This is a genomic window from Streptomyces sp. CNB091 (assembly GCF_000377965.1).
In genome coordinates this window covers 80919-106472 of record NZ_KB899014.1, presented here as the reverse complement: position 1 = coordinate 106472, position 25554 = coordinate 80919, and the positions used below count along the sequence as shown (strand labels likewise).

26 protein-coding genes and 1 pseudogene are annotated in these 25554 nt (G+C 70.9%); 11 read left to right on the top strand and 16 right to left on the bottom strand.

What is annotated here, in order from left to right; genetic code table 11:
* Nucleotides 1-95: 95 nt before the first annotated feature.
* Both D581_RS0133380 and D581_RS1000000142385 read right to left on the bottom strand, forming a co-directional pair.
* Entirely contained in the window at nucleotides 96-821 is a 726-nt protein-coding gene (locus D581_RS0133380) for a VOC family protein (protein WP_469226211.1), read from the bottom strand.
* A gap of 523 nt (nucleotides 822-1344) precedes the next feature.
* Complete coding sequence (locus tag D581_RS1000000142385; protein ID WP_018961466.1) at nucleotides 1345-1512, bottom strand: hypothetical protein; 168 nt, start codon at nucleotides 1510-1512, stop codon at nucleotides 1345-1347.
* A 141-nt stretch (nucleotides 1513-1653) separates the two neighbouring features.
* Here D581_RS1000000142385 and D581_RS0133370 point away from each other — a divergent pair.
* Nucleotides 1654-1974: pseudogene (locus D581_RS0133370) on the top strand (helix-turn-helix domain-containing protein); the annotation flags it as partial.
* An 85-nt stretch (nucleotides 1975-2059) separates the two neighbouring features.
* Here the strand turns inward: D581_RS0133370 and D581_RS0133365 are convergent.
* Complete coding sequence (locus tag D581_RS0133365) at nucleotides 2060-2512, bottom strand: VOC family protein (RefSeq protein ID WP_018961464.1); 453 nt, start codon at nucleotides 2510-2512, stop codon at nucleotides 2060-2062.
* 3 nt (nucleotides 2513-2515) lie between these two features.
* Nucleotides 2516-3172, bottom strand: a complete 657-nt coding sequence (locus D581_RS0133360) for a hydrolase (RefSeq protein WP_018961463.1) — start codon at nucleotides 3170-3172, stop codon at nucleotides 2516-2518.
* 244 nt (nucleotides 3173-3416) lie between these two features.
* On the opposite strand from D581_RS0133360, the gene D581_RS0133355 reads away from it, so the two are divergent.
* The 3 genes from D581_RS0133355 (at nucleotide 3417) to D581_RS0133345 (ending at nucleotide 6178) form a co-directional block, all read left to right on the top strand.
* Entirely contained in the window at nucleotides 3417-4481 is a 1065-nt protein-coding gene (locus tag D581_RS0133355; protein WP_018961462.1) for an LLM class flavin-dependent oxidoreductase, read from the top strand.
* Nucleotides 4478-5044, top strand: a complete 567-nt coding sequence (msuE, locus tag D581_RS0133350) for an FMN reductase (protein ID WP_018961461.1) — start codon at nucleotides 4478-4480, stop codon at nucleotides 5042-5044. Before D581_RS0133355 ends, msuE begins: the two co-directional genes overlap by 4 nt.
* 90 nt (nucleotides 5045-5134) lie before the next feature.
* Complete coding sequence (locus D581_RS0133345) at nucleotides 5135-6178, top strand: YhgE/Pip domain-containing protein (protein WP_018961460.1); 1044 nt, start codon at nucleotides 5135-5137, stop codon at nucleotides 6176-6178.
* A gap of 68 nt (nucleotides 6179-6246) precedes the next feature.
* On the opposite strand, the gene D581_RS0133340 is transcribed toward D581_RS0133345, so the two are convergent.
* The 3 genes from D581_RS0133340 to D581_RS0133330 form a co-directional block, all read right to left on the bottom strand.
* Nucleotides 6247-6771, bottom strand: a complete 525-nt coding sequence (locus D581_RS0133340) for a MarR family winged helix-turn-helix transcriptional regulator (RefSeq protein WP_018961459.1) — start codon at nucleotides 6769-6771, stop codon at nucleotides 6247-6249.
* 162 nt (nucleotides 6772-6933) lie between these two features.
* Nucleotides 6934-8004, bottom strand: coding sequence for an MBL fold metallo-hydrolase (locus tag D581_RS0133335; RefSeq protein ID WP_018961458.1), 1071 nt, complete (start codon nucleotides 8002-8004; stop codon nucleotides 6934-6936).
* Nucleotides 8005-8060: 56 nt separating this feature from the next.
* Nucleotides 8061-9176, bottom strand: coding sequence for an NAD(P)-dependent alcohol dehydrogenase (locus D581_RS0133330; RefSeq protein ID WP_018961457.1), 1116 nt, complete (start codon nucleotides 9174-9176; stop codon nucleotides 8061-8063).
* 502 nt (nucleotides 9177-9678) lie between these two features.
* Here D581_RS0133330 and D581_RS0133325 point away from each other — a divergent pair.
* From D581_RS0133325 to D581_RS0133300, 6 genes are all read left to right on the top strand, one after another.
* Nucleotides 9679-11151, top strand: coding sequence for an aldehyde dehydrogenase family protein (locus D581_RS0133325; RefSeq protein WP_026291128.1), 1473 nt, complete (start codon nucleotides 9679-9681; stop codon nucleotides 11149-11151).
* 89 nt (nucleotides 11152-11240) lie between these two features.
* A complete protein-coding gene (locus D581_RS0133320; protein WP_018961455.1) occupies nucleotides 11241-11732 on the top strand; it encodes a MarR family winged helix-turn-helix transcriptional regulator in 492 nt (163 codons plus the stop codon).
* A gap of 139 nt (nucleotides 11733-11871) precedes the next feature.
* Nucleotides 11872-12045, top strand: coding sequence for a hypothetical protein (locus tag D581_RS1000000141470; RefSeq protein WP_018961454.1), 174 nt, complete (start codon nucleotides 11872-11874; stop codon nucleotides 12043-12045).
* The gene (locus D581_RS01000000138090; protein WP_158688655.1) at nucleotides 12042-12527 is read left to right on the top strand and encodes an LLM class flavin-dependent oxidoreductase; all 486 of its coding nucleotides are present in this window, start codon (nucleotides 12042-12044) and stop codon (nucleotides 12525-12527) included. Before D581_RS1000000141470 ends, D581_RS01000000138090 begins: the two co-directional genes overlap by 4 nt.
* A 14-nt stretch (nucleotides 12528-12541) precedes the next feature.
* Entirely contained in the window at nucleotides 12542-13138 is a 597-nt protein-coding gene (locus D581_RS0133305; RefSeq protein WP_032753464.1) for a YceI family protein, read from the top strand.
* 45 nt (nucleotides 13139-13183) lie between these two features.
* A complete protein-coding gene (locus D581_RS0133300) occupies nucleotides 13184-13753 on the top strand; it encodes an NADPH-dependent FMN reductase (protein ID WP_018961451.1) in 570 nt (189 codons plus the stop codon).
* Nucleotides 13754-14550: 797 nt separating this feature from the next.
* Here D581_RS0133300 and D581_RS0133290 read toward each other — a convergent pair.
* The 7 genes from D581_RS0133290 to D581_RS0133260 form a co-directional block, all read right to left on the bottom strand.
* Nucleotides 14551-15564, bottom strand: coding sequence for a TIGR03842 family LLM class F420-dependent oxidoreductase (locus D581_RS0133290; RefSeq protein WP_018961449.1), 1014 nt, complete (start codon nucleotides 15562-15564; stop codon nucleotides 14551-14553).
* An 11-nt stretch (nucleotides 15565-15575) separates the two neighbouring features.
* Nucleotides 15576-16976, bottom strand: a complete 1401-nt coding sequence (gene hydA, locus D581_RS0133285; protein WP_018961448.1) for a dihydropyrimidinase — start codon at nucleotides 16974-16976, stop codon at nucleotides 15576-15578.
* A gap of 106 nt (nucleotides 16977-17082) precedes the next feature.
* The gene (locus D581_RS0133280) at nucleotides 17083-18366 is read right to left on the bottom strand and encodes an aspartate aminotransferase family protein (RefSeq protein ID WP_018961447.1); all 1284 of its coding nucleotides are present in this window, start codon (nucleotides 18364-18366) and stop codon (nucleotides 17083-17085) included.
* A complete protein-coding gene (locus tag D581_RS0133275; protein ID WP_018961446.1) occupies nucleotides 18363-19205 on the bottom strand; it encodes a nitrilase-related carbon-nitrogen hydrolase in 843 nt (280 codons plus the stop codon). Before D581_RS0133275 ends, D581_RS0133280 begins: the two co-directional genes overlap by 4 nt.
* Before the next feature lie 224 nt (nucleotides 19206-19429).
* Complete coding sequence (locus D581_RS0133270; RefSeq protein ID WP_018961445.1) at nucleotides 19430-21067, bottom strand: hypothetical protein; 1638 nt, start codon at nucleotides 21065-21067, stop codon at nucleotides 19430-19432.
* A 131-nt stretch (nucleotides 21068-21198) separates the two neighbouring features.
* Entirely contained in the window at nucleotides 21199-21579 is a 381-nt protein-coding gene (locus D581_RS0133265) for a PPOX class F420-dependent oxidoreductase (protein ID WP_018961444.1), read from the bottom strand.
* A gap of 54 nt (nucleotides 21580-21633) precedes the next feature.
* Nucleotides 21634-21903 (bottom strand): helix-turn-helix domain-containing protein, encoded by a 270-nt coding sequence (locus D581_RS0133260; RefSeq protein WP_018961443.1) that lies wholly within the window; start codon nucleotides 21901-21903, stop codon nucleotides 21634-21636.
* 73 nt (nucleotides 21904-21976) lie between these two features.
* Here D581_RS0133260 and map point away from each other — a divergent pair, with 73 nt between their 5' ends.
* Nucleotides 21977-22744 (top strand): type I methionyl aminopeptidase, encoded by a 768-nt coding sequence (map, locus tag D581_RS0133255; RefSeq protein WP_018961442.1) that lies wholly within the window; start codon nucleotides 21977-21979, stop codon nucleotides 22742-22744.
* Between the two features lie 21 nt (nucleotides 22745-22765).
* On the opposite strand, the gene D581_RS0133250 is transcribed toward map, so the two are convergent.
* Nucleotides 22766-23503, bottom strand: a complete 738-nt coding sequence (locus tag D581_RS0133250) for a glycoside hydrolase family 75 protein (protein ID WP_018961441.1) — start codon at nucleotides 23501-23503, stop codon at nucleotides 22766-22768.
* Nucleotides 23504-23639: 136 nt separating this feature from the next.
* Nucleotides 23640-25457: a gamma-glutamyltransferase gene (gene ggt / locus D581_RS0133245; protein ID WP_018961440.1), complete on the bottom strand. Its 1818-nt coding sequence runs from the start codon at nucleotides 25455-25457 to the stop codon at nucleotides 23640-23642.
* Between the last annotated feature and the right edge of the window lie 97 nt (nucleotides 25458-25554).

The window sequence follows — 25554 nt, the reverse complement described above, 5'->3', positions numbered from 1 at the left end:
CACTTTGGGCCCCGGGCGCGTGGTCCCACGTGCCGCTGCCGGATCTTCCGAGCTTTCGCGCCGCAACCTGTGAAGGCCAGCCCCTGAGGAGTTGGTCAGCGTTCCCGGTGGGCGAGGGTGAACAGGCCGCCGTCGGGGTCCTGGAGGGTTCGGGAGAAGCCCTTGGCCGTCCAGGTGGTGGCGGAGGGCTTGGGCCGGCCGCCTCCCGCGCTCATGGCCGCGAGCACGGCCCGCTCGACGTCGTCGACGGCGAAGTTCACCAGCCAACGGGGCCGCAGGTGAGCCAGTGGGGAGGTGTGCACCCCTCCGCCCCGCAGGGAGAGCACCACCCGGCCGCCCAGTTCCACCAATACATGGTCATCCCGGTAGATGACGCCGATGGCCGGCTCGTCGGCCCAGCCGAAGACTTCCCCGTAGAACACCGCGGCGTCGAACACGTCGCACGTCTGCAGATCGAGCCGGGCAGGTGCCCGGCCCTCCCCGGGGGACCAGGCCAGGGTGTGGCCCTCCCAGAATCCGAACGTCGCGCCGTCCCGGTCCGCCGCCAGCCCGGCACGCCCGTCCCCCAGAGCCACCGGTCCCACCGCAACCGTGCCACCGCGCTCCCGGATCCGCGCCGCCGTCACGTCAGCGTCCCTGACGGCGAAGTACGGCGTCCACACAGACGCCGGAGCGAGCCCCGGGCGCCGGGTCCCCATGCCGGCCACCGGATCGCCGTCGGCCGTCGCGACGAGGAACTCCTCGTCCAGTGAGCTCGGCCGGAAACGCCAGCCGAGAACCTCGCCGTAGAAAGCCCGGGCCACACCCAGATCAGCAACCATCAAGTTGACCCAGCACGGAGCACCCTGCGCCGCCATACTCCGCCGCTCACCCGACCCAGACATCAGCCCTCTTCTCCCCTGCCCTTCGGTCTTCATCCCGCCCGGCGACCGGCAGACGGAGCACCGTCCGGCACTCTCCACGGGACCGCCCGCCGGCCCGAACGCCGCGGTCATCATGTGCACCACGTACCCCGCCGCAGAGGTTCGACCCGAGGGACTGATCCGAGCGCCGGTGCGGGCGTGGCCGATGGCGAGGCCGCAGTTGGATCGTCACATCTCGAAGGGTTCACCGTTCGGGGTGTCCTGTGCCCATACCTTCAGGGTGGTGATGCGGGTCCATGAGCTGCCGGACGCCTCTGGCACGATGAGTGCGTCGCCGATCGCTACCGTGGTCTGTGGGCAGGAGACCGAGGGTGTGGCGACGAAGAGCGTGGGGCCATCGCTGGTGGATGCGCCGGGCACGCGGATACGGACGCTGCCGTCTGGCGACGCCCAGGACCCGGGCGATCGGCTACACCGTCGTTCAGCGCGGGAGGCGTCTGCCGTTGAGGGTCTCGGAGATCGTGCTGACGACCACGCTCGCGGTCGGATCGGTCAACCGGATCCGGCGCACGATCACGGTGTGACCGGGCTTCTTCGCTTCCCGGTGCAGGTGACGCAGCCAAGCGGCGAACTCCTCGACCGGGTCCACCGCCACCTCCTGCTCTCGTCGCTGTTCGGCTTCGTTCGCCGTCCTTCGGCCCGCCCCACCCAAAACTTCAGGGCTGCCTCAATGAGTGAACTGTTTCCAACCTGACGGCGGTGTCCGCCACTTGGGCGGCTCTGCAGCGCGATGAAGCTCCTGGTAGGAGGTGTCACGACCAAGATCCACCGTGCCCCACCAGGACTCCGCGTCCTTGCCTACCCCCCGTCGATCGATCTGTCCGGTCGCACCCCGCGCTACCTGACCACACGGCTCCGTGCCCGGCAGCGAGAGATCGGGACCCGGTGGCGGCGGCTGCCTGTCGGCCGTCAGGCCCTCCTCGCCCTCGCCTATCTGCGGTGCGGGGACACCTACGCGCGACTCGCCACCGGGTTCGACATCGGCGTCGCGACCGTGTACCGATACATACGCGAGGTGATCGACGTCCTGGCCGCCCTCGCCCCGACCCTGACGGCACCCGCATGACGTTCACCTTGGCGCCGAACCGCCGCAGAGTCCCACCTGTCCCCCAGGCGCCGTACGGTCCGCGCCCGTGTCAGGCCGGATCGGCGGGCAGGTCGGCGAGTATCCCCCGCAGCAGTCCTGTGGCCTGTCCGACCTCGATGAGGTATCCATCCGGGTCACGCATGTAGCAGCGGATCTCCGCCTTTCTGTCGATCGGCGGTGTCAGGAACTCAGCCCCCCGGGCGCTCCACTCGGTGTAGCAGTGCTCGATGTCGGCCACCCGGATGTTGAGAAAGCTCGTGGCGCTGGAGAAGTCGACGGGCGGGTGCAGGGTGACGTCCGGCTTGTCCGGGGTCGGCCCGCCGCCGGGGTTCATGATGAGCCAGCTGTTCGCGATCTTGACGATGCACGGGTTCTCGTCAAGGACCACCTCGCCGCCGAGCACATCGCAGTAGAAGGCGCGCGACCGGGCGACATCGGCCACGGTGAGGAAGTGGGTGAGCAGTAGCCCTGCTTCCGGGGCCGGAAGGTCCTCGCGGCGCATCGTTCAGTCCTTCCCCGCGGCGGTGCCGGATTCCATGGCGAGGTACCAGCCCCACGCCGTGCGGTGGTCGATGGCGTTTCGCCGGAAGCCCTCGACGGTGCTGCTCCGGTTCCAGTCGCGCTGCAACTCGCAAGCCACCGAGTTCCAGCTGGTGAGCCGGGCCCCGGCCTGGTGAACACGGGCCAGCGCGGCCTCGTGGGCCACCTTCGTGGTACCGCCGAGGGCATCGACGACGGGATAGACCTCATAGCCTTCGGCCAGCGCGTCCAGGGTGGGAAACAGCAGACACGCCTCGGTCCACAGCGCCCCGATGATCAGTTTGTTCCGGTCGGCACCTCGTACGGCAGCCAGGAAGTCCTCGTCCTCCCAGGCGTTGATGGAGGTGCGATCGACCGGTGGAACATCGGGCAGCACGGCACGCAGTTGGGGAATGGTGTCGGCGTTGACTCCTGTGGAGACGTTGACCGTGGAAAGGACGACCGGGAGATCGAAGGTGATGGCGGTTTTCGCCAGTGCGACCACGTTGGCGACCAGGTCACCGGTGTTCATCGAACGGACCGTGGAGATCTGGGGTGGCTGGTAGTCGATGAGTACCAGCGTGGCGTTGCCCGGTGCCAGCAGGTGATCGGCCAGTGCCTCGCGTTGGCGAGTGCTGCGCATGGCGTGTCGCCTCCATGATACTGCGGCGCCCAATAGGTCCCTGTCTCCATGATGAACCGCATTCGCCGTCTCCGAAAGGTGATCAAGGGGGTTCCTGGTTGGAGGCTTCCTGGTGCCGGGGGCCTCCGGACAGTCGGCGCCCATACCGGGACCCGCGGGACCGGAGCCGGATGCGGAATAGTCGGACCCTCACCCAAGTTATTCGTTGCGCAACGAACTACTAGGTAAGTGAGGCGATCTTGTCATGGGTTTCGAACTGGGTATCTACCACTTCGGCGAGCTGACTCCCGATCCGTCGACCGGAGCACTCCCCGCACCGGGCATGCGGCTGCGGGAGCTGGTGGAGCAGGCGCGGGCGGCGGACGAGGCGGGCCTGGACGTCTTCGCGGTCGGCGAGCACCACCGTACGGACTTCGTCGTCTCCTCGCCCGCCGTGGTGCTGGCGGCGATGGCGGAGAACACGAGCCGCATCAAGCTGTCCAGCGCGGTGACGGTGCTCAGCTCCGACGACCCGGTCCGGGTGTTCCAGCAGTTCGCCACGCTCGACCTGCTGTCCGGGGGCCGTGCGGAGATCATCGCGGGCCGTGGCTCGTACACCGAGTCCTTCCCGGTCTTCGGCTACGACCTGAACGACTACTCGCAGCTGTTCGCCGAGAAGCTGGACCTGCTGCTCAGGCTCCGCGAGGAGAACCCGGTGAGCTGGCAGGGCACCCTGCGCCCGGCCCTGGTGAACGGCGACATCACGCCGCGGCCTGACCGGGAGCTGCCGGTCTGGGTCGCGGTCGGGGGCACTCCCGCTTCGGTCGTCCGGGCCGGGCGGCTCGGACTGCCGCTCTCGCTGGCGATCATCGGCGGGAGCTACCGCCAGTTCGCCCCGTTCGTCGACCTGTACCGCCAGGCCGCGGCCGCGGCCGGGCACGCCCCGGACGGACTGAAGGTCTCCATCAACTCCCCGGGCTTCCTCGCCCCCACCTACCAGGAGGCGATCGACGTCTCGCACCCCTCCTTCCAGGCGGGCTGGATGGCCAACCACCACCAGCGCGGCCAGGGCGTCCCCATGCCGAAGGCCGCGTACGAGGCACAGGCCACGCCGGCCGGCGCCTTCTTCCTGGGCAGCCCCCAGGAGGTCATCGACAAGATCATGGCGCAGTACGAACTCTTCCGGCACGACCGCATGATGATCCAGCTCGGGTTCGGCAACGTGCCCCAGAAGGAAGCGCTCAGGGCGATCGAGCTGCTCGGCTCCGAGGTAGCCCCCGTCGTCCGCAAGGAGATCGCCGCTCTCGGCGGCACGGGGGTGACGGCATGAGCGCCCCGCTGAAGGTCGTCGCCGTGGTCGGCAGCCTGCGCTCGCCGTCGAAGACCACGGCCCTGGCCGAGCTGATCCTCGCGACGCTCCGAGCCCGTACCGAAACCGAGGCGCGGCTGATCGAACTGCACACGGTGAGCGCCGACTTCGTGGGCGCGACGGAGCGCGACCAGGTCGGGCCGAAGGCCGAGGAGGCGCTGCGGGCCGTGGAGGAGGCCGATGTCGTCATCGCGGCGACCCCGGTCTTCCGGGGCTCGTACACCGGCCTGTTCAAGCACTTCTTCGACCTGGTCGACCAGTACGGAGTCGCCGCCAAGCCCGTGCTCCTGGCCGCCACCGGGGGCAGCGACCGGCACGCCCTGGTGATCGAGCACGCCCTGCGCCCGCTGTTCGGTTTCCTCCAGGCGTGGACCGCGCCGGCGGGGATCTACCTCTCGTCCGGCGACTTCGACGGCACCACCATTCTCAACCCGGAGGTGTACGAGCGGATCGACATGGCCGTGAACGACGTCGTTCCGGTCGCCAGGGCCCTCACCGCGGTGAGGACGACCGCCCCCGCCTGACCGGGCCCGCCCCGTCCAACGGACCCGCCCCACTCGGGTACCGCCCGGCGCGACCTCGCCGCTCCGACCCTCATCGACAAGGAACACCGCATGCGCGACACCCTCCCCACGGCACCTCGGCGGCGCGACGACCCGCGGGCCGGGCCCGCGGCCCCCGGCCCTCCCGTGCCGCGCCGGCCCGGGTGGGTACGGCCGGTCCTCCTCCCGGTCGGGGTGGCCGTCGCGATCGGTGCGATCTTCATCGGCGTCTACCTGTCGGCGTTCCACGCCCCCGCCGCCCGTGATCTGCCGGTCGCGGTGGTGGGGACGTCCGCCGAAGCCGCGACGGCCGCCGGGCGGCTGCCGGACCATCTGCCGGACACCTTCGACGTGCGGGCCGTGCCGGACCGGGGTGCCGCTCGGGCTGCCGTCGAGCACGGCGACGTCTTCGCCGCGTACGTCCCCGACGGCGAGAAGGCCGAGCTGCTCCTCGCGGGGGCGCACGGACCGTCGGTCAACGCGTTGCTGACCGACGTGTTCGGTACGGTCGCCGAGGCCGACGGGGAGCGACTGGCGCTCGTGGACGCCGTTCCGGCGTCCGACGAGGACACGAGGGGACTCGTCGTCTTCTACACGACCTTCGGCCTGGTCCTCGCGGGCTACCTGTTCGGGATCATGACCTTCCAGCTCGGCCCCGGACTGACGGCACGGGGCCGCATGGGGTCCCTCGTGGCGTTCGGCGCCATGGGCGGCCTGACGGTAGCCTCGCTCGTCTCCGCTTTCGGCGCGCTGCCGGCGCCGTTCCTCGGGATCGCGGGGCTGGTCATGCTCGTGGCGACGGCCGTGGGCGCGTCCACCATGCTGCTGGTGCGGTCGCTGGGGGTGCTGGGCTCCAGCGTCGCCGCGGTGCTGTTCATGACGCTCGGCAACGCGACCAGCGGCGGCAGCCTGCCCGCCGAGTTCCTGCCGGGCCGGTTGGAGCCCCTGTCGGCCGTCCTCCCGGTCGGCGTGGGCGTACGCGCCGTCAACGGCCTCGCCTACTTCCACGGCGACGGCGTGATCAGCGGGGTCGCCGTCCTCACGGCCTGGACGGCCGTCGCGGCCGGCGGACTGCTCCTCCTGGAACGCGCACGCCGGAACCACACCCCGGGATAGGGCGGCCCTGAGCTAGAGAACGACGGAAAGGGCCCCGGCCGGGGCCCTTTCCGCGTGCTGCGCAGTTCTCAGCAGGCGGCGGCGTTGTCGTCGAGGCCCACCGTGGCCCAGATTTCGGCCAGCGTGGTGAGCTGCTCGTCGGTCAGCTTGTCCAGGAACTCCTTGCGGAGGTTGGACAGGTGCACCTTCCTGGCCCGGCGGTACGCCCTGCGGCCGGCCTCGGTCAGGACGGCGTCGAAGCCCCGGGCGTCGGTGGGGCACTTCTCCCGCACCACCAGGCCCTGGCGTTCCAGGTCGTCCACGATGCGGGTCAGGCCGCTGCGGCTGATCAGCAGGGAGGCCGCGATGTCCTTCATCCGCACCCGCCCTTCGGGCGCTTCGGCGACGGTGAGCAGGACCTCGAAGGAGGAGAGCGGAATCCGCTCGGCCGCCGTCAGTTCCGTGTCCAGCGTGCGCAGCAGCTTCATGTGGGTGGAGAGCAGTCCGAGCCAGACGGCCCGCTCGGTGCGGTTCAGCGGCCGGGACGGCGAGCCGAGTCGCTCCGGGGCCCCGCTCCCGTCCTCAAGCACGGTGTTCTCGGCGCCCTGACTCATGAATACCCCTCCAATGGTTTGTTTCAGAACGAATTATATCGGAGCGCGACGGTTACCCGGGGCCGGTGTGGCCGGTGGCTGTGGGAACGGTGGATGTGGGTACGGGAGCGGGCCCGGAGCGGACCGTGGTCCGCTCCGGGCCCGTCACGCCGGCCGGAGGGGTCACTCGCCGGACTGCGGGATGATCAGCTTCTCGAAGCCCGAGACCATGCCGTACTCCAGGCGCAGGGCCTCCAGGATGGTGTACGCGTGGTACTTGGTCATGACGTCGGCGCCGGCCAGGCGCTGGGCCCAGGTCTGACCGTTGTCGGTGACCTTCTCCAGGGTCTTCTTCGTGACGTAGTTGGTCATCTCGTTGAAGTAGTTCTCCCAGAGGACCCAGGCGTTGGAGAAACCGATCTTCTCGATGTACTCGAACTCGTGTCCCTGGTCGAGGGCTTCCTTGGCGAACTCGATGATGTCGTTGGTGTAGTCGCGGGATGCCTTGGCGTCCTCGGGGGTGCCGTAGCGGTTGACGTGACCGGAGACGACGCCCTTGAAGTCGTAGGAGAGGATCCAGTCGTGGGCCTCGGCCCAGCCGCGGATGTTCTCGGAGGCGTCGCAGTTCTTGAAGGCGCTCCATCCGGGGCTGATGATGTCGATCGCGGCGAGGGCCTTCTGCTGCGGGGCGTAGATGAAGATGTTGCCCGGGGTGTGGTTGACGCCGTGGTAGTCGAGGTTGAACCGGACGCCGTTGACGTCGAGGGTGTCGCTCTCGGTGATGGTCTCGGTCGGGACGGGCAGCGGGCGGTCGCCGCCGAGGTCGGGCCAGCGCTGGATCATCTCTCGGGTGTAGTCGTGGGCGATGACCTTGGGCTTGTCCGCGGCGAAGATGCCGGCCGCGCCGATGTGGTCGGAGTGCCAGTGGCTGTAGACGAGGTGGGTGACGGGCTCGTCGGTGACCTCGGCGATGGCCTTCTTGAGGTTGGTCCCGAGGAGCGGCGGGGCGTCCACCACGACGACGCCGTTTCCGGTGCGGACGAACATGGTGTCGTACGCGCCGGAGGTGACGTAGTAGGCGCCGTCGTGGATCTCCTCCACGTGGTAGCCCTTGGCGATCCGGTCGGGGAGGAACAGGGCTCCGTAGCCGTCCGCCGGGATGGGGCGGTAGTCGGCGAGGGTGTTGAGCGGCATCCCGGCGGCGCCGAGCTCGTGGCGGTCGGTGGGGGTGCCGGGCTTCTGGAAGTCGGTCATGGTGGTTTCCTCTTGACTGTTTCGGAGGTGGGGGGCGGCGGCGAGGGGTGGTGCCGCTACTCCCCGATGCGCAGCACGGGCTTGATCGCGGCCCCGGTCTGCGTGTCGGTGGCGGCTTCATTGATCTCGTCGAAGCCGTAGAAGGTGATGAGCCGGTCGAAGGGGAAGCGCCCGGCCCGGTGGAGGTCGATCAGCTGGGGGATGAACAGCTGGGGGATGGAGTCGCCCTGGGCGATGCCGCGTACGGTGCGCCCGCCGAGCAGGGCGTTCATGTTCACCGGAGCGTGCGCGCCGGCGGGGGCGCCGCCGATGAGCGCGGCCGTCCCGAGCGGGGCGAGCGCGTCGACGGCGAGGGTGAGCATCTCCGGACGGGCGGTGATCTCCAGGACGTAGTCCGCGCCGCCGCCGGTGATCTCGGCGATCCGTGCGGCGGTGTCCTCCTCCTTGCCGTTGACGGTGTGGGTGGCGCCCAGTTCCCGGGCGAGGTGGAGACGTTCGGGGACGATGTCGACCGCGATGACGGGGCTCGCTCCGGCGACCTTGGCGGCCATGACGGCGGCGAGTCCGACGGTGCCTGTGCCGATGACGACGACCGATGAACCGGCTTCGATCTTCAGCGAGTTGAGCACCGCTCCGGCACCTGTCTGCAGGCCGCAGCCCAGCGGGGCGAGGAGCTCCAGCGGGATCTCCTCGTCGTCGATCCTGACCACGTTGCGCTCGGTGGCGAGGGCATGGGTGGCGAAGGAGGACTGGCCGAAGAAGTGGCCGTGGATCTCCTCGTTCTCCGTGTGGAGGGCGTTGGTGCCGTCCAGCCGGGAGCCGCCGAAGTTGGCGGGGAAGGAGTGGGCGCAGTAGGCGGGCTTGCCGGTCAGGCAGGGGGTGCAGTGACCGCACGCCTGGTACGACATGACCACCCGGTCACCGGGCGTGACCATGGTGACGGCGTCGCCGACCCGCTCCACGATCCCCGCGCCCTCGTGCCCGAGCACCGCGGGGAGCGGCGTAGGCAGATGCTGGTCGCGGACATGGATATCGGTCTGGCACAGGCCGGAGGCAACCACCCGGACCAGAACCTCGTCGGGACGCAGAACGGCGTCGAGGTCGAGGTCCTCGAAGGTGAACGGGCCGCCCTTCTCACGCACCACGGCCGCGGTGACGCGGAGGGTGGACAAGGCGGTTTCCTGGTGCGTCTGCGAGGAAGGCGAACCCTGCGCTTCCGCCATGATCTCTTCTCCCAACCGGACGCGCCCCTGAGGAATCAGACCTGACGGTCACGTGGGGCGGCGGTCCTTCGGCCGCCGGAGGGGCGGCATGATGCGGAATGCCGACGGACTTCAGAGCGTCGGCGAACGAGTGAAGGCCGAGTGTCGATACATCGACCGGAGCCTCATTTAGTTCGTTCTGCAACGAACAATACTTCGCCGTTTCGTGTCGGTCAAGAAGCTCCGACGGACCCTCGCCGCTTTCGGGGAATACCTGCCCACGACCGCGCGCTGAGGGGTTTAAGATTCGTTGCAGAACGAACTATAGAACCTCGGTCGCCACCACACGATTCGGACAACGAACCGCCTGTCCAACGTCTCTCCGATAGCCCCGTCCCGCATCCCGAGCGGGGCCGCAACGGCCAGCCGGTCAGGGCGCCGAACCCACGACGAAGCCCGCGAACCTCAGGAGATGCCCCTCATGAACGCCCTCCCCCACGCCCGACACTTCATCGACGGCGCCTGGACCGAGTCCGGGACGGTCGGAGAGTCCACCGACCCCGCCACCGGCAAGGTGCTGGGCACCTTCGCCGACGGCGGCGCACCCGAAGCCCGCGCGGCCATCGATGCGGCGCGCCGCGCCTTCGGGACCGGCGACTGGTCTCGCGACCGCGATCTGCGCGCCCGCGCTCTGTTCGAGATGTCGGACCGGATGACGGAGCGCCGCGACGAGCTCGTCGCCCTGCTCTCCCGCGAGAACGGCAAGATCCCGGCCGAGGCCGCCCTGGAGGTCGACCTCACGATCTCCAAGATCCGCTACTACGGGGCGCTCGCCCTGACCGAGTCCGGCCGCGCTTCCGAGGTCAAGCCGGGGCTGTACTCGATGACCCTGCGCCAGCCCGCCGGCGTCGCCGGAGTCATCGCGCCCTGGAACTCCCCGGTCATCCTCTCGGTGCGCTCCTTCGCCCCCGCACTCGCGGCCGGCGCGACGGTGGTACTCAAACTGCCGGGCCAGACCGCACTGACCAACAGCCTGCTCTTCGAGATCATCTCCACCGTGGAGAGCCTGCCCCAGGGCGTCTTCAACGCCTTTACCGAGTCGGGCAGCCAGGGCGCGCGGCTGATCGTCGCCGACCCGGACGTGGACGTCATCAGCTACACCGGCAGCACCCGCGTCGGCCGCTCCATCATGGCCGACGCCTCGGCCTCACTGAAGGGCATGTCCCTGGAGCTCGGCGGCAAGACCCCGATGATCGTCTTCGACGACGCCGACCTGGACGCCGCCGTCCCCGTACTCACCAAGGCGATCACCACCTTCACCGGACAGTTCTGCATGACCGGCAGCCGCATCCTGGTCCAGCGCGGCATCGCCGACGAACTGCGCACCCGCCTCTCGGCAGCCCTGAAAGCGGTCCGGGTAGGACCCGGTACCGACCCGGCGAGCGAGATGGGCCCGCTGATCGACCGCGCCAACGCGGACCGGGTGGAGAAGGAGATCTCCGACGCCGCCGAGTACGCCGGCATCCTGGTGCGCGGAGGCCGGATCACCGAGGGCCCGCTCGCGGCCGGAGCCTTCGTCCGCCCCGCGCTGATCGAGGTGGCAGGAGCCGACGGTCTCGACCGCCCGATCGTGCAGCAAGAGGTCTTCGGCCCCGTCGCCACCTTCGAGGTCTTCGACACCGAGGCTGACGCGATCACCCGCGCCAACGCTACCGAATTCGGTCTCGCGGCATCCGTCTGGAGCCGTGACGTCGACCGCCCGCTCCGCGTCGGCCGCGAACTGGACGCCGGCACTGTCTGGGCCAACACCTGGGCCGTCATCGTCGACCAGATGGAAGAAGGCGGATTCAAGCAGAGCGGCGTCGGCCGCCTGAACGGCGAACGCGCCCTGGAGGAGTTCCAGGAGATCAAGCACATCGTCCACTCCGCCCCCCGCACCTCCTGAGCGCTCTCGAAACGCCGGGCGGCCAGCCTCGATACTGCCGCCCGGACGCCGCTCCCGGCGCCCCGCCGAGCTCGAACAAGGAGCACCCCATGGCCACCCCGACCGCCCGGTCCGACCCCAGCGCCGAACACGCGATGCGCGCCTTCCTCACCGCGGCCCGCCTCCTGTCCGAGCAGCTCGGACAGGAACTGCGCCGCGAGAGCGGCATGCTGCAGATCCACTACGAAGTCCTGGCCCACCTCGCCGACAGCCCCGGCAACCGACTACGCATGAACGAACTCGCCCACCGCACCGGCGTCTCCGCCAGCAGGCTCTCCCACCTGGTCGACCGGCTCGACCAACGTGGCTGGGTCAGCCGCCTTCCCGACCCCGCCGACCGCCGGGTCCACCTCGCCCGGCTCAACGGCACCGGGCGGCGAGCCCTGGCCGAAGCCGCCCCGTGGCACGCCGCGTGTGCCCGGTCCCGGCTCCTCGACCACCTCACCGACGAACAGCTCCGCCACCTGAAGGAGATCAGCGAACTCCTGCTGGACCGGCTCGCCGTCCGGCCCCCGCGAACCGATCCCGGCCCAGCGGAGTGAGGCCAGGCACCATGCACCGGCCGTCGGGAAGGTGAAGGCGCGCGACGATCCGGGCCCGCCCCTCCACTCCGGCACCCGAATCGCGCCGCGAGTCGCCTCACACCACGCCCGGCCGCCACCTCCCCAGAAGGAGAACGACATGACCATCCCCACCGGTTCCTTCGGCATCAACATCGATCCCTCCGCCACCGGTTCCGCGGCGGCGCTGCGCCTCGCCCGGCTGGCGGACGAGTCGGGACTCGACTTCGCCGGCGTGCAGGACCACCTCTATTCGGAGCCTTCGAGGAGGCGCTCCACGTCATGCGGGCCATGAGCGACCCGGCAAGGAACGAGGTGCACTTCACCGGCGAGCACCACCACCTCCGCGGCGCCCGCCCCGGTCCGTTCCCCGCGCAGCCCGTCCCCCTCATGGTCGGCGCGTACGGGCCGAGGATGCTGAGGATCACCGGCCGGCTCGGCGACGGCTGGCTGCCCAGCAACGGCTACGCACCCCCGGAACGCATTCCCGGCATGCAGCGGGTGATCGACGACGCCGCCACGGCCGCCGGCCGTGATGCCCGGACGATCCAGCGGATCTACAACGTCATGGGCACCATCACCGGTGAGAGCACACCCGCCTCCGACAGCAACGGAATCGTCGGCCCACCGGGCTTCTGGTCGGACACCCTGCTGCGCTACCGCGAGGAACTGGGCTTCGACTCCTTCCTCTTCTGGCCCGTCAACGCCGACAGCGAGACCCAGGCCGCGCTCTTCGCCGAGCAGGTCGTCCCCCACCTCCGCACCACCACGCAGTAAGGACCGCAGTCACCATGAGCCCCACGCCCCCCTTGGAGCCGGACCCCCAAACCCCTTCACCGGGGACCTGGCACATCGACCCGCTCCACTCCAGCATCGCCTTCGTCGCCCGCCACCTCGGCTTCGTCCGCGTCCACGGCCGCTTCACCGACGCCGAAGGCACCCTCACCATCACCGCCCCTCTCGAAGAGACGACCGCCCGGGTCAGGGTCGCCACCGCCACCCTCGACACCGGCGTCCCCACCCGCGACCACCACCTGCGCTCGCCGGAGTTCCTCGACACCGACCGACATCCCCTGATGGAGTTCCACGGTCATCGGGTCCACCGCCTGCATGATGGCTGGGCCATGGACGGCGATCTCACGGTGGCGGGCGTCACCGGCCACTTCCTGGGAGAGGACGTCTACCCCTTCACCGGAGGCCGCCGGCTCGGGTTCACCGCCCGCGCCTCCGTCGACCGGCGGGACTTCGGCGTCTCCGGACTTCCACCGCTCCCCGGAGCCCGGATCTTCGTCGGCGCACGTGTCGACATCGAACTCGACATCAGCATGGTCGACCACGACATCCAGCCCTTCAACCAGCGACTCCTCGGACGCCCCCAAGCGACCTGACCCGATCACCCCCTCTCGCCCACAGCACAGAAGCAGGTAGGAAAGATGACCAAGATCGCCATCATCATCGGAAGCGTCAGGCCCGGCCGCAACGGAGAGGCCGTAGCCCGATGGGTGCTCGACCAGGCCCGCGGTCGCGACGACGCCGAGTACGATCTCATCGACCTCAAGGACATGGCACTGCCGCTCCTGGACGAGCCCGCGCCGCCGTCGTTCGGCCAATACTCCAACGACCACACCAAGTCATGGGCCTCCACCGTGGCCGCCTACGACGGCTTCGTCCTCGTGACCCCCGAATACAACCACTCCACCTCCGGCGCACTGAAGAACGCAATCGACTTCCTCTACACGGAGTGGAACAACAAGGCCGCCGCGTTCGTCGGTTACGGAAGCGTGGGGGGCGCCAGAGCCATCGAGCACCTGCGCGGCATCATGGCCGAAGTCCAGGTGGCCACCGTGCGCAACACGGTCATGTTCTCGCTCTTCACCGACTTCACGGACTTCAGCACGTTCACCCCCGCCGAACACCACAAGGGCGAGGTCGATGCCATGCTCGACCAGGTCGTCGCCTGGAGCAACGCTCTCCAATCCCTGCGCACCTCCGCCGACGCGTAGCTCCTCGGACACGGGGCCTTCGCCGACTCCAGCCGTACGCCGTCGGCGCCCGAAGGGCACTTCGGGTGCCGGAGCCGTCAGTGAACAATGTCCTGCAATGCGGCGGCGGCCACCTGGCGACGTCGTGACCGGGGCGGATCGCGTCGCACACCTCCTGCGCGGTGGGCTCGCCCGGGACAGCAAGGAGCAGGTCTGCTCGACCAGGTCGTCGGGGAAGCGACGCACGAGGCGAGGCGCCCCGGATTCCGGGCCGGGCGTACACGCCGCCCAGGTGCTCGTCCGGATTTCCGAGGCTGATCAGCGGGCTGGGGCCGATGCCCTCCTGGTCCTTGGCCATCTGACGGTCGTTGCCGAGACTTCGCGTCCGGGCGTCACCGGTTCGCCGAGGCCAGCACGCCCGAAGTCGCTTTCCACGTGGTGCGGCCGGCTTCTGTGACCGCGTCGTGCACGGCCCGGTGGAGGGTGTGTGGTCCGAGCCGGGTGCCGAGCGGGTAGCGGGTGAGGTCGGCGGCGGCGCGGGTGCGGATATGGGCGAGGTGCAGGGTGATGCCGCGGTCTTGGAGTTCGTCGCGGAGTTCGTCGAGGGTGTCCAGTACGGGTACGCCGAGGTGGTAGCTGTCGACCAGGTACGCGGTCGGGCGGTGTCCGGGAGGCGGCCCAGGACGGCTACGTGGCGGCGGGCGGCGGAGATGAACAGCGCCAGGGACAGGGCTACCGCCGGCAGCAGTCCGGGCAGGAGATCGAAGAGCAGGACGCCGAGGAGCGCGGTGAGTCGGTACCTGGATCGAACGACTTCGTCAGCGGAGGGCGGGGATGACCGTGGCGCCGTAGGCGTCGATGGTGCCCTCGCGGTTGTCGTGCATGTCGTAGAGAGCGAACTGGTCCACGCCAAGGTCGCGTAGGTGGTGGAGCTTCTCGACGTGGGCCTCGGCCGGGCCGAGGAGGCAGAAGCGGTCGACGATTTCGTCGGGGACGAAGGTGGTATCGGGGTTGTCGGCGCGGCCGTGGTGGGAGTAGTCGTAGCCCTGCCGGTCCTTGATGTACACCGTCAGCTCCTCGGGGACCATCGAGGAGTGTTCGCCGTACTTGGCGACCAGGTCGGCGACGTGGTTGCCGACCATCCCGCCGAACCAGCGGCACTGCTCCCGGGCGTGCGCCAGGGCCTCGGGAGAGTCGTCGGCCGTGACGTACGCGGGAGCGGCGACGCAGATGGTGAGGGCGTCGGGGTCGCGGCCCGCGTCGGTGGCGGCCTGCCGGACCGCTTTGATCATCCACTCCGTCAGGAACGGGTCGGCGAGCTGGAGGATGAAGCCGTCGGCCTTCTGCCCGGCCAGAGCCAGGGCCTTGGGCCCGTACGCCGCCATCCACACCGGCAGCTTCCCGTCCTTCACCCAGGGGATCCGGAGCGGCTGCCCGTCGACCGTCGCCTCCCGGCCCTCCGCGAGGTCCCGGATCACGTCGATGGCCTCGCCGAGACGGGCCAGGGTGTTGGGAGCGCGGCCCGCGACCCGCATCGCGGAGTCGCCGCGCCCGATGCCGCAGACGGTGCGGTTGCCGTACATGTCGTTGAGGGTGGCGAAGGTGGAGGCGGTGACCTCCCAGGTGCGGGTGCCCGGGTTGGTGACCATCGGGCCCACGGTCATCTTCTCCGTGTGCTCCAGGATGCGGCTGTAGATGACGAACGGCTCCTGCCAGAGCACTGCCGAGTCGAAGGTCCAGCCGTAGCGGAAGCCGTTGCGCTCGGCGCGGCGCATCAGGCCGACGACGGCGGAGGCGGGCGGGTCGGTCTGGAGGACGAGTCCGAAGTCCATGACGGGGTCTCCTAGTCCAGGTACTGGCAGGTGGCGCGGGGGGTGTACATGCCGTGTCCGGTGCGTCCGGTGAACTTCCGTCCCTCGATGACGGGTTCGCCGCGCGAGAGCACGGTCTCCACCTGGCCGGTGATGCGTTTGCCCTCGTACGCCGAGTAGTCGACGTTCATGTGGTGGGTCTCGGCGGAGAGGGTCTGTTCGACGGCCGGGTCGTAGATGACGATGTCGGCGTCGGCGCCCGGGGCGATGGTGCCCTTCTTCGGGTAGAGGCCGAACATCCGGGCCGGGGAGGCGCAGGCGATCTCGATCCAGCGGCGGCGGGTGATGTGCCCGTCCACGACGGCCTGGTGCAGCAGGTCCATGCGGTGCTCGACGCCCGGCATGCCGTTGGGGATCTTGGAGAAGTCGCCGCGTCCCCTCTCCTTCTGCCCCGAGAAGCAGAACGGGCAGTGGTCGGTGGAGACGACCTGGAGTTCGTTGTTGCGCAGGCCCCGCCACAGGGCTTCCTGGTGTTCCTTGGGGCGCAGCGGGGTGGAGCAGACGTACTTGGCGCCCTCGAAGTCGGGCTCGGCGAGGTTGTCGGTGGACAGGAACAGGTACTGCGGGCAGGTCTCGCCGAAGACGGGGAGGCCCTTGTGGCGGGCGGCGGCGATCTCGGCGACGGCCTCGTCGGCGGAGACGTGGACGACGTAGAGGGGGGATCCGGCGACCCGGGCGAGCTGGACGGCGCGGTGGGTGGCCTCGGCCTCCAGGGCGACCTTGCGGACGTCCCCGTGGTAGCGGGGGTCGGTGTGGCCGGCAGCGAGGGCCTGCTCGACGAGGACATCGATGGCGATGCCGTTCTCGGCGTGCATCATGATCAGCCCGCCGTTGCCGGAGGCCCGTTGCATGGCACGCAGGATCTGGCCGTCGTCGCTGTAGAAGACGCCGGGGTAGGCCATGAACAGCTTGAAGGAGGTGACCCCTTCGGAGACGAGGAGGTCCATCTCCTGGAGCGAGGAGGGGTTCACGTCGGCGAGGATCATGTGGAAGGCGTAGTCGATGGCGCAGTTGCCGTCGGCCTTGGCGTACCAGGTGTCGAGCCCTTCGCGCAGGGAGCGGCCCACGCTCTGGATCGCGAAGTCGACGATGGTGGTGGTGCCGCCCCAGGCGGCGGCCCGGGTGCCGGTCTCGAAGGTGTCGGCGGCGTACGTCCCGCCGAACGGCATCTCCATGTGGGTGTGCCCGTCGACGCCGCCCGGGATGACGTACTTGCCCGTCGCGTCGATACGCCGGTCGGCGCTCCAGCTCGCGGCGGCGTCGGTTCCGTGGGCGGCGAGGGCGGCGATCCGGCCGCCCTCGACGAGCACGTCGGCGTGGATCTCGTCGGACGCGGTGATGACCAGACCACCGTGGATGACGGTGCGGCTCATGGGTAGCTCCTCAACTCGGGGCGGCCCCGTCGGCCCTGTGGGCGTACGGCCGGGGCCGCCCCGCGCGGTTCGTATACGTAGGGGCCCGCCGGGCGGGGGGCGGGGGTCAGCCCGCCGCGTGCAGGGCGTCCGCGAGGATCGCCGCGCCTTCCTCGGCCTCGGCGACGGTCAGGGTCAGCGGCGGGGCGATCCTGAGGACGCTGGTGCTGTGGCCGCCGCCCTTGCCGATGAGCAGCCCGCCCGCGCGGGCGGCTTCGAGGACGGCCGCGGCGGCCTCCGGGTCGGCCTCGTCGGTGCCGGGCCTCACCAGTTCGATGCCGATCATCAGGCCTCGGCCGCGCACCTCGCGCACGGCGGGCGATGCGGCGGCGATGCCCCGCAGCCGTTCGATGAGGAGCCCGCCGACGCGCCGCGCGTTGCCCTGGAGGTCGTGCTCCAGGAGGTACGAGAGGTTGGCGAGCGACGCGGCCATGGTGACCGGTGAACCGCCGAAGGTGGAGATGGAGTTGGCGTCGAGGCAGTTCATCACCTCGGCCCGGGCCACCACTCCCCCGACCGACATCCCGTTGCCGATGCCCTTGGCGAAGGTGAGGATGTCCGGCGGCCCGTTCCCGGCGTGCGCCTGCCAGCCCCAGAAGTGGTCACCGGTACGGCCCCAGCCGGTCTGCACCTCGTCCGAGATCCACAGCACCCCGTGCCGGTCCAGGATCTCCCGGAACGCGGCGAACAGGCCGTCGGGCGGGGAGGTGAAGCCGCCGACGCCCTGGATGGGTTCGGCGATCAGGGCCGCGGGCCGGCGGGTGTGCCCGAGGAGGTCCTCCAGGTCGGCGACGCACGCCTGGATGAACCGCTCGTCGCTCAGCTCGGCGTACGGGCCACGGCCGCGGACGCCGCCGTGGACGTACAGGGTCTGGAGCGGGGACAGACTCGTGGGCGACCAGGCCTGGTTGCCGGTGATGGAGACCGTGGAGAACGACCGGCCGTGGTAGCTGTTGCGCATCGCGAGGATCTGGTTGGAGCGGCGGTACGCGGTGGCGAGCAGCAGGGCGGTGTCGTTGGCCTCGGTGCCGGAGGTGGTGAAGAAGACCCGGGCGTCGGGGATTTGGGAGAGGGTGGCGATCCGTTCGGCCATCTCCACCATGGGGCGGTTGAGGTAGAGGGTGGACGAGTGGATGATCCGCCCGGCCTGTTCGGCGACCGCCTTGGTCACCTCGGGCAGGGCGTGGGCGGTCATCGTGGTGAGGATGCCGCCGAAGAAGTCCAGGTAGCGGTTGCCGTCCGCGTCCCAGACGTGGCGGCCCTCGCCGTGGGTGATTTCCAGGGGGTGGCGGTAGTAGAGGGCCAGCCATGCGGGGCTGACGGCGAGGTGGCGCTCGTGCAGTCCGCTCACGGCTCCACCAGCCCGTCGTAGGCGTCGGGCCGTCGGTCGCGGTAGAACGCCCACTGCTGGCGGACTTCCTCGATCAGGTCGAAGTCCAGGTCGCGGACGAGGAGTTCCTCTTCCTTGTCGCTGGCCACGTCCCCGACGAACTGGCCGCGCGGGTCGACGAAGTAGCTGGTGCCGTAGAAGTCGTTGTCGCCGTACTCCTCCTGGCCGACCCGGTTGATCGCGGCGACGAAGTACTCGTTGGCGACGGCTGAGGCCGGTTGCTCCAGCTGCCAGAGGTGGCTGGAGAGTCCGCGTGAGGTGGCCGACGGGTTGTACACCAACTGGGCTCCACCGAGTCCGAGTTGACGCCAGCCCTCGGGGAAGTGCCGGTCGTAGCAGATGTACACCCCGACCTTGCCGACGGCGGTGTCGAAGACCGGCCAGCCGGCGTTGCCGGGCTTGAAGTAGTACTTCTCCCAGAATCCCTTGACCTGCGGGATGTGGTGCTTGCGGTACTTGCCGAGGTACGAGCCGTCGGCGTCGATCACGGCCGCGGTGTTGTAGTAGAAGCCGGACTGCTCGATCTCGAAGACCGGGACGACGATCACCATGCCGGTCTCGCGGGCCAGATCCCGCATGCGCCGGACGGTCGGGCCGTCGGGGACCGGCTCGGCCCAGCGGTAGTGCTCGGGCTCCTGGACCTGGCAGAAGTAGGGGGCGTTGAACACCTCCTGGAAGCCGATGATCTTCGCGCCCTGCCGGGCGGCCTCGCGCGCGTGTTCCTCGTGCTTGGCAATCATGGATTCGGTGTCGCCGGTCCAGGTCGCCTGGACGAGTGCGGCGCGTACGACGTGGGACATGAGCTGCTCCTTCGACGCGGCGTCAGAGAGCCTGCACGCGTTCTCTACGCACGTAGATCGGTGCATGGATGGAGAACGTAAGCCCCTCCGTCCGGCGGGGCAAGACCATCGCCGTGAACCGGCGGAGTCGATCATGTTTCGCACCCGACCGGTCCACAACGCGCGGTCCCCTTCTCCGGCGGTGTTCAAGGCGCCCCGGGGGCGTCGACACACACCCGGGAACCTCAGACGCCCGGCACGCCCGCCACCCGCAGCGCGTGCACCAGGTCCCACTCCCGTTCCACCGACACCTCGCGGGCCGCCGCCAGGAGCAGGGGCAGCAGCCGGGTCCCGCCGGTCCCGGCCAGTTCGGCGGCCTCCTGCGGAGTGCGTACGCGGACGAAGGCGCCGAGCAGGTCCCGCGCCTCCCGCTCCCGGCCGGCGCCTTCCAGGGCGAGCACCGCCTCGGCCACCTCGGCGGCGGGCCGCGCGACGCCCTGGCGCAGCAGGAGCCCGCAGTCCGCCTCACGCCCGGCGACGGCCAGCGCGCCCGCGGCGGCGGCGAATCCGGCGGGCGGCAGCGAGGACACCTCCCAGAGCAGGGTCGTCCAGTCGGCGGCGAGCCCGGCCCGGTACAGGGCCACCGCGAGCACCGGCAGCCGGGGCGCGGGCCAGGCCGCGACCTCGCAGAGCACCACGTGCGCCTCGCCGCCGCGGCCCTCGGCGCGCAGCCGGACCAGCTGGGCGACGGCCCCGGCGACGGCCTGTCCGGCGGCCGGATCCGGCAGGGCGTCCGGCGCACGGTTCCGCCTGGCAGCGCCCCGGCCCCCGCGCCCCTCCTCCCCCGCGCCACCGCCGAAACGGGCGCCGCGCGGGGCGGGCGGACCCGAGCGCGAAGGCGCGGGCGGACCGGGCAGCGGCGAGGGCGCGTAGCCCGCCTCCTCCGCCTCCTCGTCGACCTCCAGGCCGGCGAACCGGGCTCCGCGCGGCTTCCTGGGCCGGGGAGCGGGGGCGGTGGAGGCCGGTGCGTCGGGGGCACAGGCGGTGAAGGCCGAGGCGGCGGCCCGGGCCCCGTCGCCGCTCCCGGCCCCACCGGGAGGCGGATGCCCGGCCGCCGCGCCCGTAGCCTCGGCACGCGGCTCGGGGACCCTGACGGACCAGGCAGGCCCGACAGGCGACTCGACGGGCGGCGCGGCAGCTGCGGCGGGCGGCCCGGCGGTCCCGGCAGACCCCAGGAGCCCCGCAGGCCCTGGGGGCCCAGCAGCCCCCGCAGCCCCAACGCCCCAGGCGGGCGCCCCGGCACCGACGACGGGTGGTTCGACGGCCCCTGCCGGTCCGGGAGTGACGACGGTCCCCGCCCCCCGCCCGTCGGATTCCTCCGCCCGGAACCAGCCCTCGGGGACCGTCACGGCCGCCAGCCGCCCCCGCAGTTCGGCGCAGCGGGCGGTGGCGCGTTCGTGGTCGTCGCGGGCCCAGGCCAGCGCTTCCGGTTCGACCGGGACCGGGCCGCCGGGCCCGGTGCCGCGCAGGCGTTCCGCCGCCCGGTGCTGCTCGCGGACCATCAACTCCAGCCGGTGGACGATCTCCTGGCGTCCGCCGGGCCGCCGGTCGTGGGTGGCCGCGGACGCGGAGTAGAGCGCGGCGGCCCGGACCGAGACCTGCTCGGCGAACCGGGCGCCGCGCAGGGCGGCGAGGTCCGCGAGCAACGACTCCACCACGTCCCAGGGCGGGATCTCCACTCCGTCCAGGCAGGACCGCATGCCGACCGGGTCGCGCCGGGTGAAGACCCCGTACCAGCCGCGTCCGGGGTCCAGTCGTGCCACCAGTTCCCGCAGGTACTGCGCGAACGCCCCTACTTCGTCAGCCTGCTGACGCGCCGTCATTTTTCGCCCTCGCCGACCGTCGACTAGAGCCTTCCCGTCCGGAGACATTCGACCGCAGGCGTGTTACGGGGCGGCTACGCGCAGCTTTCGGACACGATGCGGCGGGAGCACGCGGGGGTCCGGAAGGGGAGTCAGAAGGTGATGGCGATCCCGGTGTGCGGGCGCTTGCCGAGCCGGGCGACCGTCGCGGGCCAGTCGACGAGCCAGAACTTCCAGGTGTACTTGCGCGCCAGCAGCTTGCGCGCCGCGCGGGTGCCGTCCTCGTCGAGGAGCTTCGCCGTGCCCTCCGCGCTGGGGGCCCCTTCGGCGATCCTGCCGCGCACGTCGCAGACGGTGACGACGACTTCGCCGTTGTCGCGCAGCCGCTTGACCTTCCACGAGTCGGAGCGGGTCCAGACGTACAGCACATCACCCTCGGCGGCGGCCCAGACGGGCGTGGCGACGGGTGTGCCGTTCTTCCGGTACGTGGTCAGGCTGACGTATTCGCTGCGCGCGAAGTCCTGGAGAGTCACGGCGCGACCCTACGCGCCCCGAGGGGAGACCCGCCGGTCAGGGCACGGCCCGGACTACGCGATCAGCGGGACGGCGGCCGGTTCCGGCGCGCAGCGGCCGAGGATCTCGTCCATGGAGAGGCCCAGCGCACCGGCGAGGGCGGCCACGGTGAAGAAGGCGGGCGTAGGGGCGCGGCCGGTCTCGATCTTCCGGAGGGTCTCCGCGGAGATTCCGGCGCTCGCGGCGACGGCCGCCATGCTGCGCTCCCCGCGCGCCGCGCGGAGCAACGCGCCGAGCCGTTCGCCGCGCAGGCGCTCTTCGGGTGTCAGAGGGGTGCGAACCATGCGCCCATCGTACTACGGAATGCCATTTCTATACCGTCATTACTATACCGGTTCGACCGGTATAGTAATCGGCATGGTGCACATCAAGACGGACACAGACATCGCAGCGATGCGCGAGGCCGGCCGGGTCGTCGCGCAGATCCTGACCCGGGCGCGGGAGGTGGCGGCGGTCGGCGTGACCCCTCGCCAACTGGACGAGGCGGCCCGCGAGGTGCTGAGTGCGGCCGGGGCCTCCTCGCCCTTCCTGAACTACAAGCCGCACTTCGCGCCCACCCCGTTCCCGGCCGTCGTCTGCGTCTCGGTCAACGACGCGGTCGTACACGGCATCCCCTCGGCCGATCCACTGCGCGACGGGGACCTGGTCAGCGTGGACGCGGGAGCCCTCCTGGGCGGCTGGGCCGGCGACTCGGCGATCAGCTTCACCGTCGGCGAGGCCCGCCCCGCCGACATCAGGCTCATCGACACGGCGAACGAGGCCCTGGCCGCCGGGATCGGCGCGGCCGTGGCCGGCAACCGGATCGGCGACATCGCCCACGCGATCGGCACGGTCTGCCGCAAGGCGGGCTACGGCATCCTGGAGGGGTACGGCGGCCACGGGATCGGCCGGACCATGCACGAGGACCCGTCCGTGCCGAACGAGGGACGGCCGGGGCGCGGCATGGAGCTGCGGCACGGCATGGTCCTGGCGATCGAGCCCATGCTGATCGGCGGTGGCGGCGACGAGTTCCGCCACGACGAGGACGGCTGGACGCTGCGGACCACCGACGGCAGCCGCGCCTCGCACGCCGAGCACACGGTGGCGGTCACGAACGACGGACCGCGCGTCCTGACCGCGCTGTGAGCACCCGTACGGACAGCCCTCCTACGAGCGCCCGACGAACTCCCGGGCCAGTTCCGCTCCCCGGCTCCGCGCCCGCGCGCGGCTCTCGATCGGGGAGACCCGGGAGTCCTTGAACGCGATGTAGGTGACACCGGACTCGGCGCCTCCGGTCGACGGGTCGGGATCGATGCCCAGAGTCTTCGCCATGGCGTACGACGCCTCCCCGATGATGCCCGTGGGGCCGGTGTCGCCGATCACGCCGTACCGCACCCGGTCCCGGTACACGACCGCCACGACGCTGCCGCCGGTGAGCCCCGACTTCCGGTAGTCCCACACCTTGCTCGGGCCCGGTACGACCACATGGGGGAGCGCGGCCGAGTCCAGGGGTTCGCCGCGGGAGCTCTGGAACGCGGTCTCCGGCAGGAAGTACGGATCGGTCCTCCGGTTGCAGGCCTTCGTCTTCCGGCCGTCGCAGTCGATGTCCATGTCCGCCTTCCAGAAGACGGCGTTTCTGGTGCCGCAGACGGGCACCGTCGCCTCGGGGCTGCCGCTGTCCGTGCGGTAGGCGTCTTTCGAGATCCGGGTGCAGGCTCGGACCTCGGCCAGCAGTTCGGCGGCGGTCACGGCGGTCGCGCCCCCTTCGACGGCGGTCGTCCCGGCCGCTTCCGGCTCCTGGCCGCCACCGGCCCCTGCGCCGGTGGCGGACGCGGGCAGGGCCGCCGCTCCGAGGAGCGCGGCGCCGCAGGCGGCGGATGTCAGGGCGAGCACGCGGGTACGCATGGTGCGGGAGGACCCTTTCCGTAGACCGAGGGACCCCGGTACGGGTCCCCTCGCCGGCACGCCATGGCCGCGGGGCCGGCACCGCGCGCTGTGTCGCGCGATACCGGCCCCGGGGCCCCTGCTTCGTCCGGCCGGCTCAGTGACCGCCGCCCGGATGCACCACCATGGCCGAGCCGCCGCCCCGGCGCACCTTTTCCGCCGCCGCCAGCCAGCGTCCGTCGGGCAGCCGCTGCACCCCGGTGGCGGCCCCGATCTCCGGGTTCTGCCTGAAGGCGTGGCCGAGCTTCTCCAGCTCCGCGCGGACCGGGCTGTTCCACAGGTCCGGCTCGATCTCCGTCGTCGGCGCGTTGCGCTGGCTGGCGCGCGGCGCGGCGATCGCGTCGACCAGCGGGAGCCCCCGGTCCAGGTGTCCGGTGAGCGACTGGAGCACGGTCGTGATGATCGTGGCCCCGCCCGGCGAGCCGAGGGCGAGCACCGGCTTGCCGTGCTTCAGCACGATGGTCGGGGAGATCGACGAGCGCGGCCGCTTGCCCGGCCCCGGGAGGTTCGGGTCGTGCACGGCCGGATGGGCGGGCGCGAAGGAGAAGTCGGTCAGTTCGTTGTTGAGCAGGAAGCCGCGGCCGGGCACGGTGATGGCGCTGCCCCCGGTGGTCTCGATGGTCAGGGTGTAGGCGACGACGTTGCCCCACTTGTCGGCCGTCGTCAGGTGGGTGGTGTTCTCGCCCTCGAAGGTGGTGGGCGCGGCGGTGCCGCCGCTGCCGCACCGCTCGGGGTCGCGCGGGTCGCCCGGCGCCAGGGGGCTGGTCAGCGCCCGGTCGTCCCGGATCAGACACTCCCGCGCGTCGGCGAACCGCTGGCTCAGCAGTTCCTTCGTGGGGACGTCCTCGAACGCCGGGTCGCCGACCCAGCGTCCCCGGTCGGCGAACGCGATCCGGCTCGCCTCGATCAGGCGGTGGAGGTACTGCACCCGGTCGGCGCGCGAAAGGTCGGTGGACTCCAGGATGTTGAGGGCCTCACCGACGCTGGTGCCGCCGGACGAGGAGGGCGCCATGCCGTAGACGTCCAGGCCCCGGTAGTTCACCTTCGTCGGGTCCTTGCGCAGGGTCCGGTAGGCGGCGAGGTCCGCACGGGTCAGATCGCCGGGCCGCACCACCCGGGTGGCGCCCGGGTCGACGGGCGGCTTGCGCACGGTGCGGACGATGTCGTCGGCCAACTCGCCCCCATACAGCTCCCCGACACCCTCGCGGCCGAGCTTCTCGTACGTACGGGCCAGGTCGGGGTTCTTGAACACGGAGCCGACGGCGGGGAGTTCACCACCCGGCAGGAACAGCTCTGCGGAGGCCGGGAAGTCGGCGAACCGGGCCTGGTTGGCGGCCGTCTGCGAGCGGAAGGTGCCGTCCACGACGAAGCCGTCCCGGGCCAGGCGTTCGGCCGGTTTCAGCAGCGTACGCAGGGACTTGCTGCCCCACGCGTCCAGGGCCCGCTCCCAGGTGGCCGGGGTGCCGGGGGTGCCGACGCCGAGGCCGCTGGTCACGCCCTCCTCGAAGGGGATCGGCTTGCCGTTCTCCAGGAAGAGGGAGGCGTCCGCGCTGCGGGGCGCGGTCTCGCGGCCGTCGATCGTCCGCACGGTGCGCTTCTTGGCGTCGTAGTGGACGAAGTAGCCACCGCCGCCGATGCCCGCCGAGTACGGCTCGGTCACGCCGAGCGCGGCGGCCGTGGCCACGGCCGCGTCCACCGCGTTGCCGCCCTTGCGCAGCACCTCGATCCCGGCCGCCGACGCGTCCGGGTCGACGCTCGCCACCGCTCCCCCGTAGCCCACCGCCACCGGGGACTTGGGCGGCGCGGGGCGCGGGGCGGCGGACGGCGCCGAGGCCACCGGGGCGGCGGCTCCCACCGACGCGACCACGGCGAGGACGGCCAACAGCGACGTTTTCCGGCCGACGGAACGGCGCATACGTACCTCCAGTCAACGGATCTCCCGCCGCAGGGTAGCCCCGGGGGTGCCGGATCGTCAGGACCGCCTCGAACGGTTACCCGGATGACCGATACCA

Bases quoted from the DNA above. Each gene is read 5' to 3' on its own strand.
- D581_RS0133365 (WP_018961464.1), bottom strand. From the start codon at position 2,512: ATGCGCCGCGAGGACCTTCCGGCCCCGGAAGCAGGGCTACTGCTCACC.
- D581_RS01000000138090 (WP_158688655.1), top strand. From the start codon at position 12,042: ATGAGCGACCCGGCAAGGAACGAGGTGCACTTCACCGGCGAGCACCAC.
- D581_RS0133260 (WP_018961443.1), bottom strand. From the start codon at position 21,903: ATGGTTCGCACCCCTCTGACACCCGAAGAGCGCCTGCGCGGCGAACGG.
- hydA (WP_018961448.1), bottom strand. From the start codon at position 16,976: ATGAGCCGCACCGTCATCCACGGTGGTCTGGTCATCACCGCGTCCGAC.
- D581_RS0133335 (WP_018961458.1), bottom strand. From the start codon at position 8,004: ATGACCGACTTCCAGAAGCCCGGCACCCCCACCGACCGCCACGAGCTC.
- D581_RS0133250 (WP_018961441.1), bottom strand. From the start codon at position 23,503: ATGCGTACCCGCGTGCTCGCCCTGACATCCGCCGCCTGCGGCGCCGCG.
- D581_RS0133305 (WP_032753464.1), top strand. From the start codon at position 12,542: ATGAGCCCCACGCCCCCCTTGGAGCCGGACCCCCAAACCCCTTCACCG.
- D581_RS0133275 (WP_018961446.1), bottom strand. From the start codon at position 19,205: ATGTCCCACGTCGTACGCGCCGCACTCGTCCAGGCGACCTGGACCGGC.
- D581_RS0133355 (WP_018961462.1), top strand. From the start codon at position 3,417: ATGGGTTTCGAACTGGGTATCTACCACTTCGGCGAGCTGACTCCCGAT.
- D581_RS0133380 (WP_469226211.1), bottom strand. From the start codon at position 821: ATGGTTGCTGATCTGGGTGTGGCCCGGGCTTTCTACGGCGAGGTTCTC.
- map (WP_018961442.1), top strand. From the start codon at position 21,977: ATGGTGCACATCAAGACGGACACAGACATCGCAGCGATGCGCGAGGCC.
- D581_RS0133340 (WP_018961459.1), bottom strand. From the start codon at position 6,771: ATGAGTCAGGGCGCCGAGAACACCGTGCTTGAGGACGGGAGCGGGGCC.
- ggt (WP_018961440.1), bottom strand. From the start codon at position 25,457: ATGCGCCGTTCCGTCGGCCGGAAAACGTCGCTGTTGGCCGTCCTCGCC.
- D581_RS0133325 (WP_026291128.1), top strand. From the start codon at position 9,679: ATGCCCCTCATGAACGCCCTCCCCCACGCCCGACACTTCATCGACGGC.
- D581_RS1000000141470 (WP_018961454.1), top strand. From the start codon at position 11,872: ATGACCATCCCCACCGGTTCCTTCGGCATCAACATCGATCCCTCCGCC.
- D581_RS0133300 (WP_018961451.1), top strand. From the start codon at position 13,184: ATGACCAAGATCGCCATCATCATCGGAAGCGTCAGGCCCGGCCGCAAC.
- D581_RS0133290 (WP_018961449.1), bottom strand. From the start codon at position 15,564: ATGGACTTCGGACTCGTCCTCCAGACCGACCCGCCCGCCTCCGCCGTC.
- D581_RS0133270 (WP_018961445.1), bottom strand. From the start codon at position 21,067: ATGACGGCGCGTCAGCAGGCTGACGAAGTAGGGGCGTTCGCGCAGTAC.
- D581_RS0133345 (WP_018961460.1), top strand. From the start codon at position 5,135: ATGCGCGACACCCTCCCCACGGCACCTCGGCGGCGCGACGACCCGCGG.
- D581_RS0133360 (WP_018961463.1), bottom strand. From the start codon at position 3,172: ATGCGCAGCACTCGCCAACGCGAGGCACTGGCCGATCACCTGCTGGCA.
- D581_RS0133320 (WP_018961455.1), top strand. From the start codon at position 11,241: ATGGCCACCCCGACCGCCCGGTCCGACCCCAGCGCCGAACACGCGATG.
- msuE (WP_018961461.1), top strand. From the start codon at position 4,478: ATGAGCGCCCCGCTGAAGGTCGTCGCCGTGGTCGGCAGCCTGCGCTCG.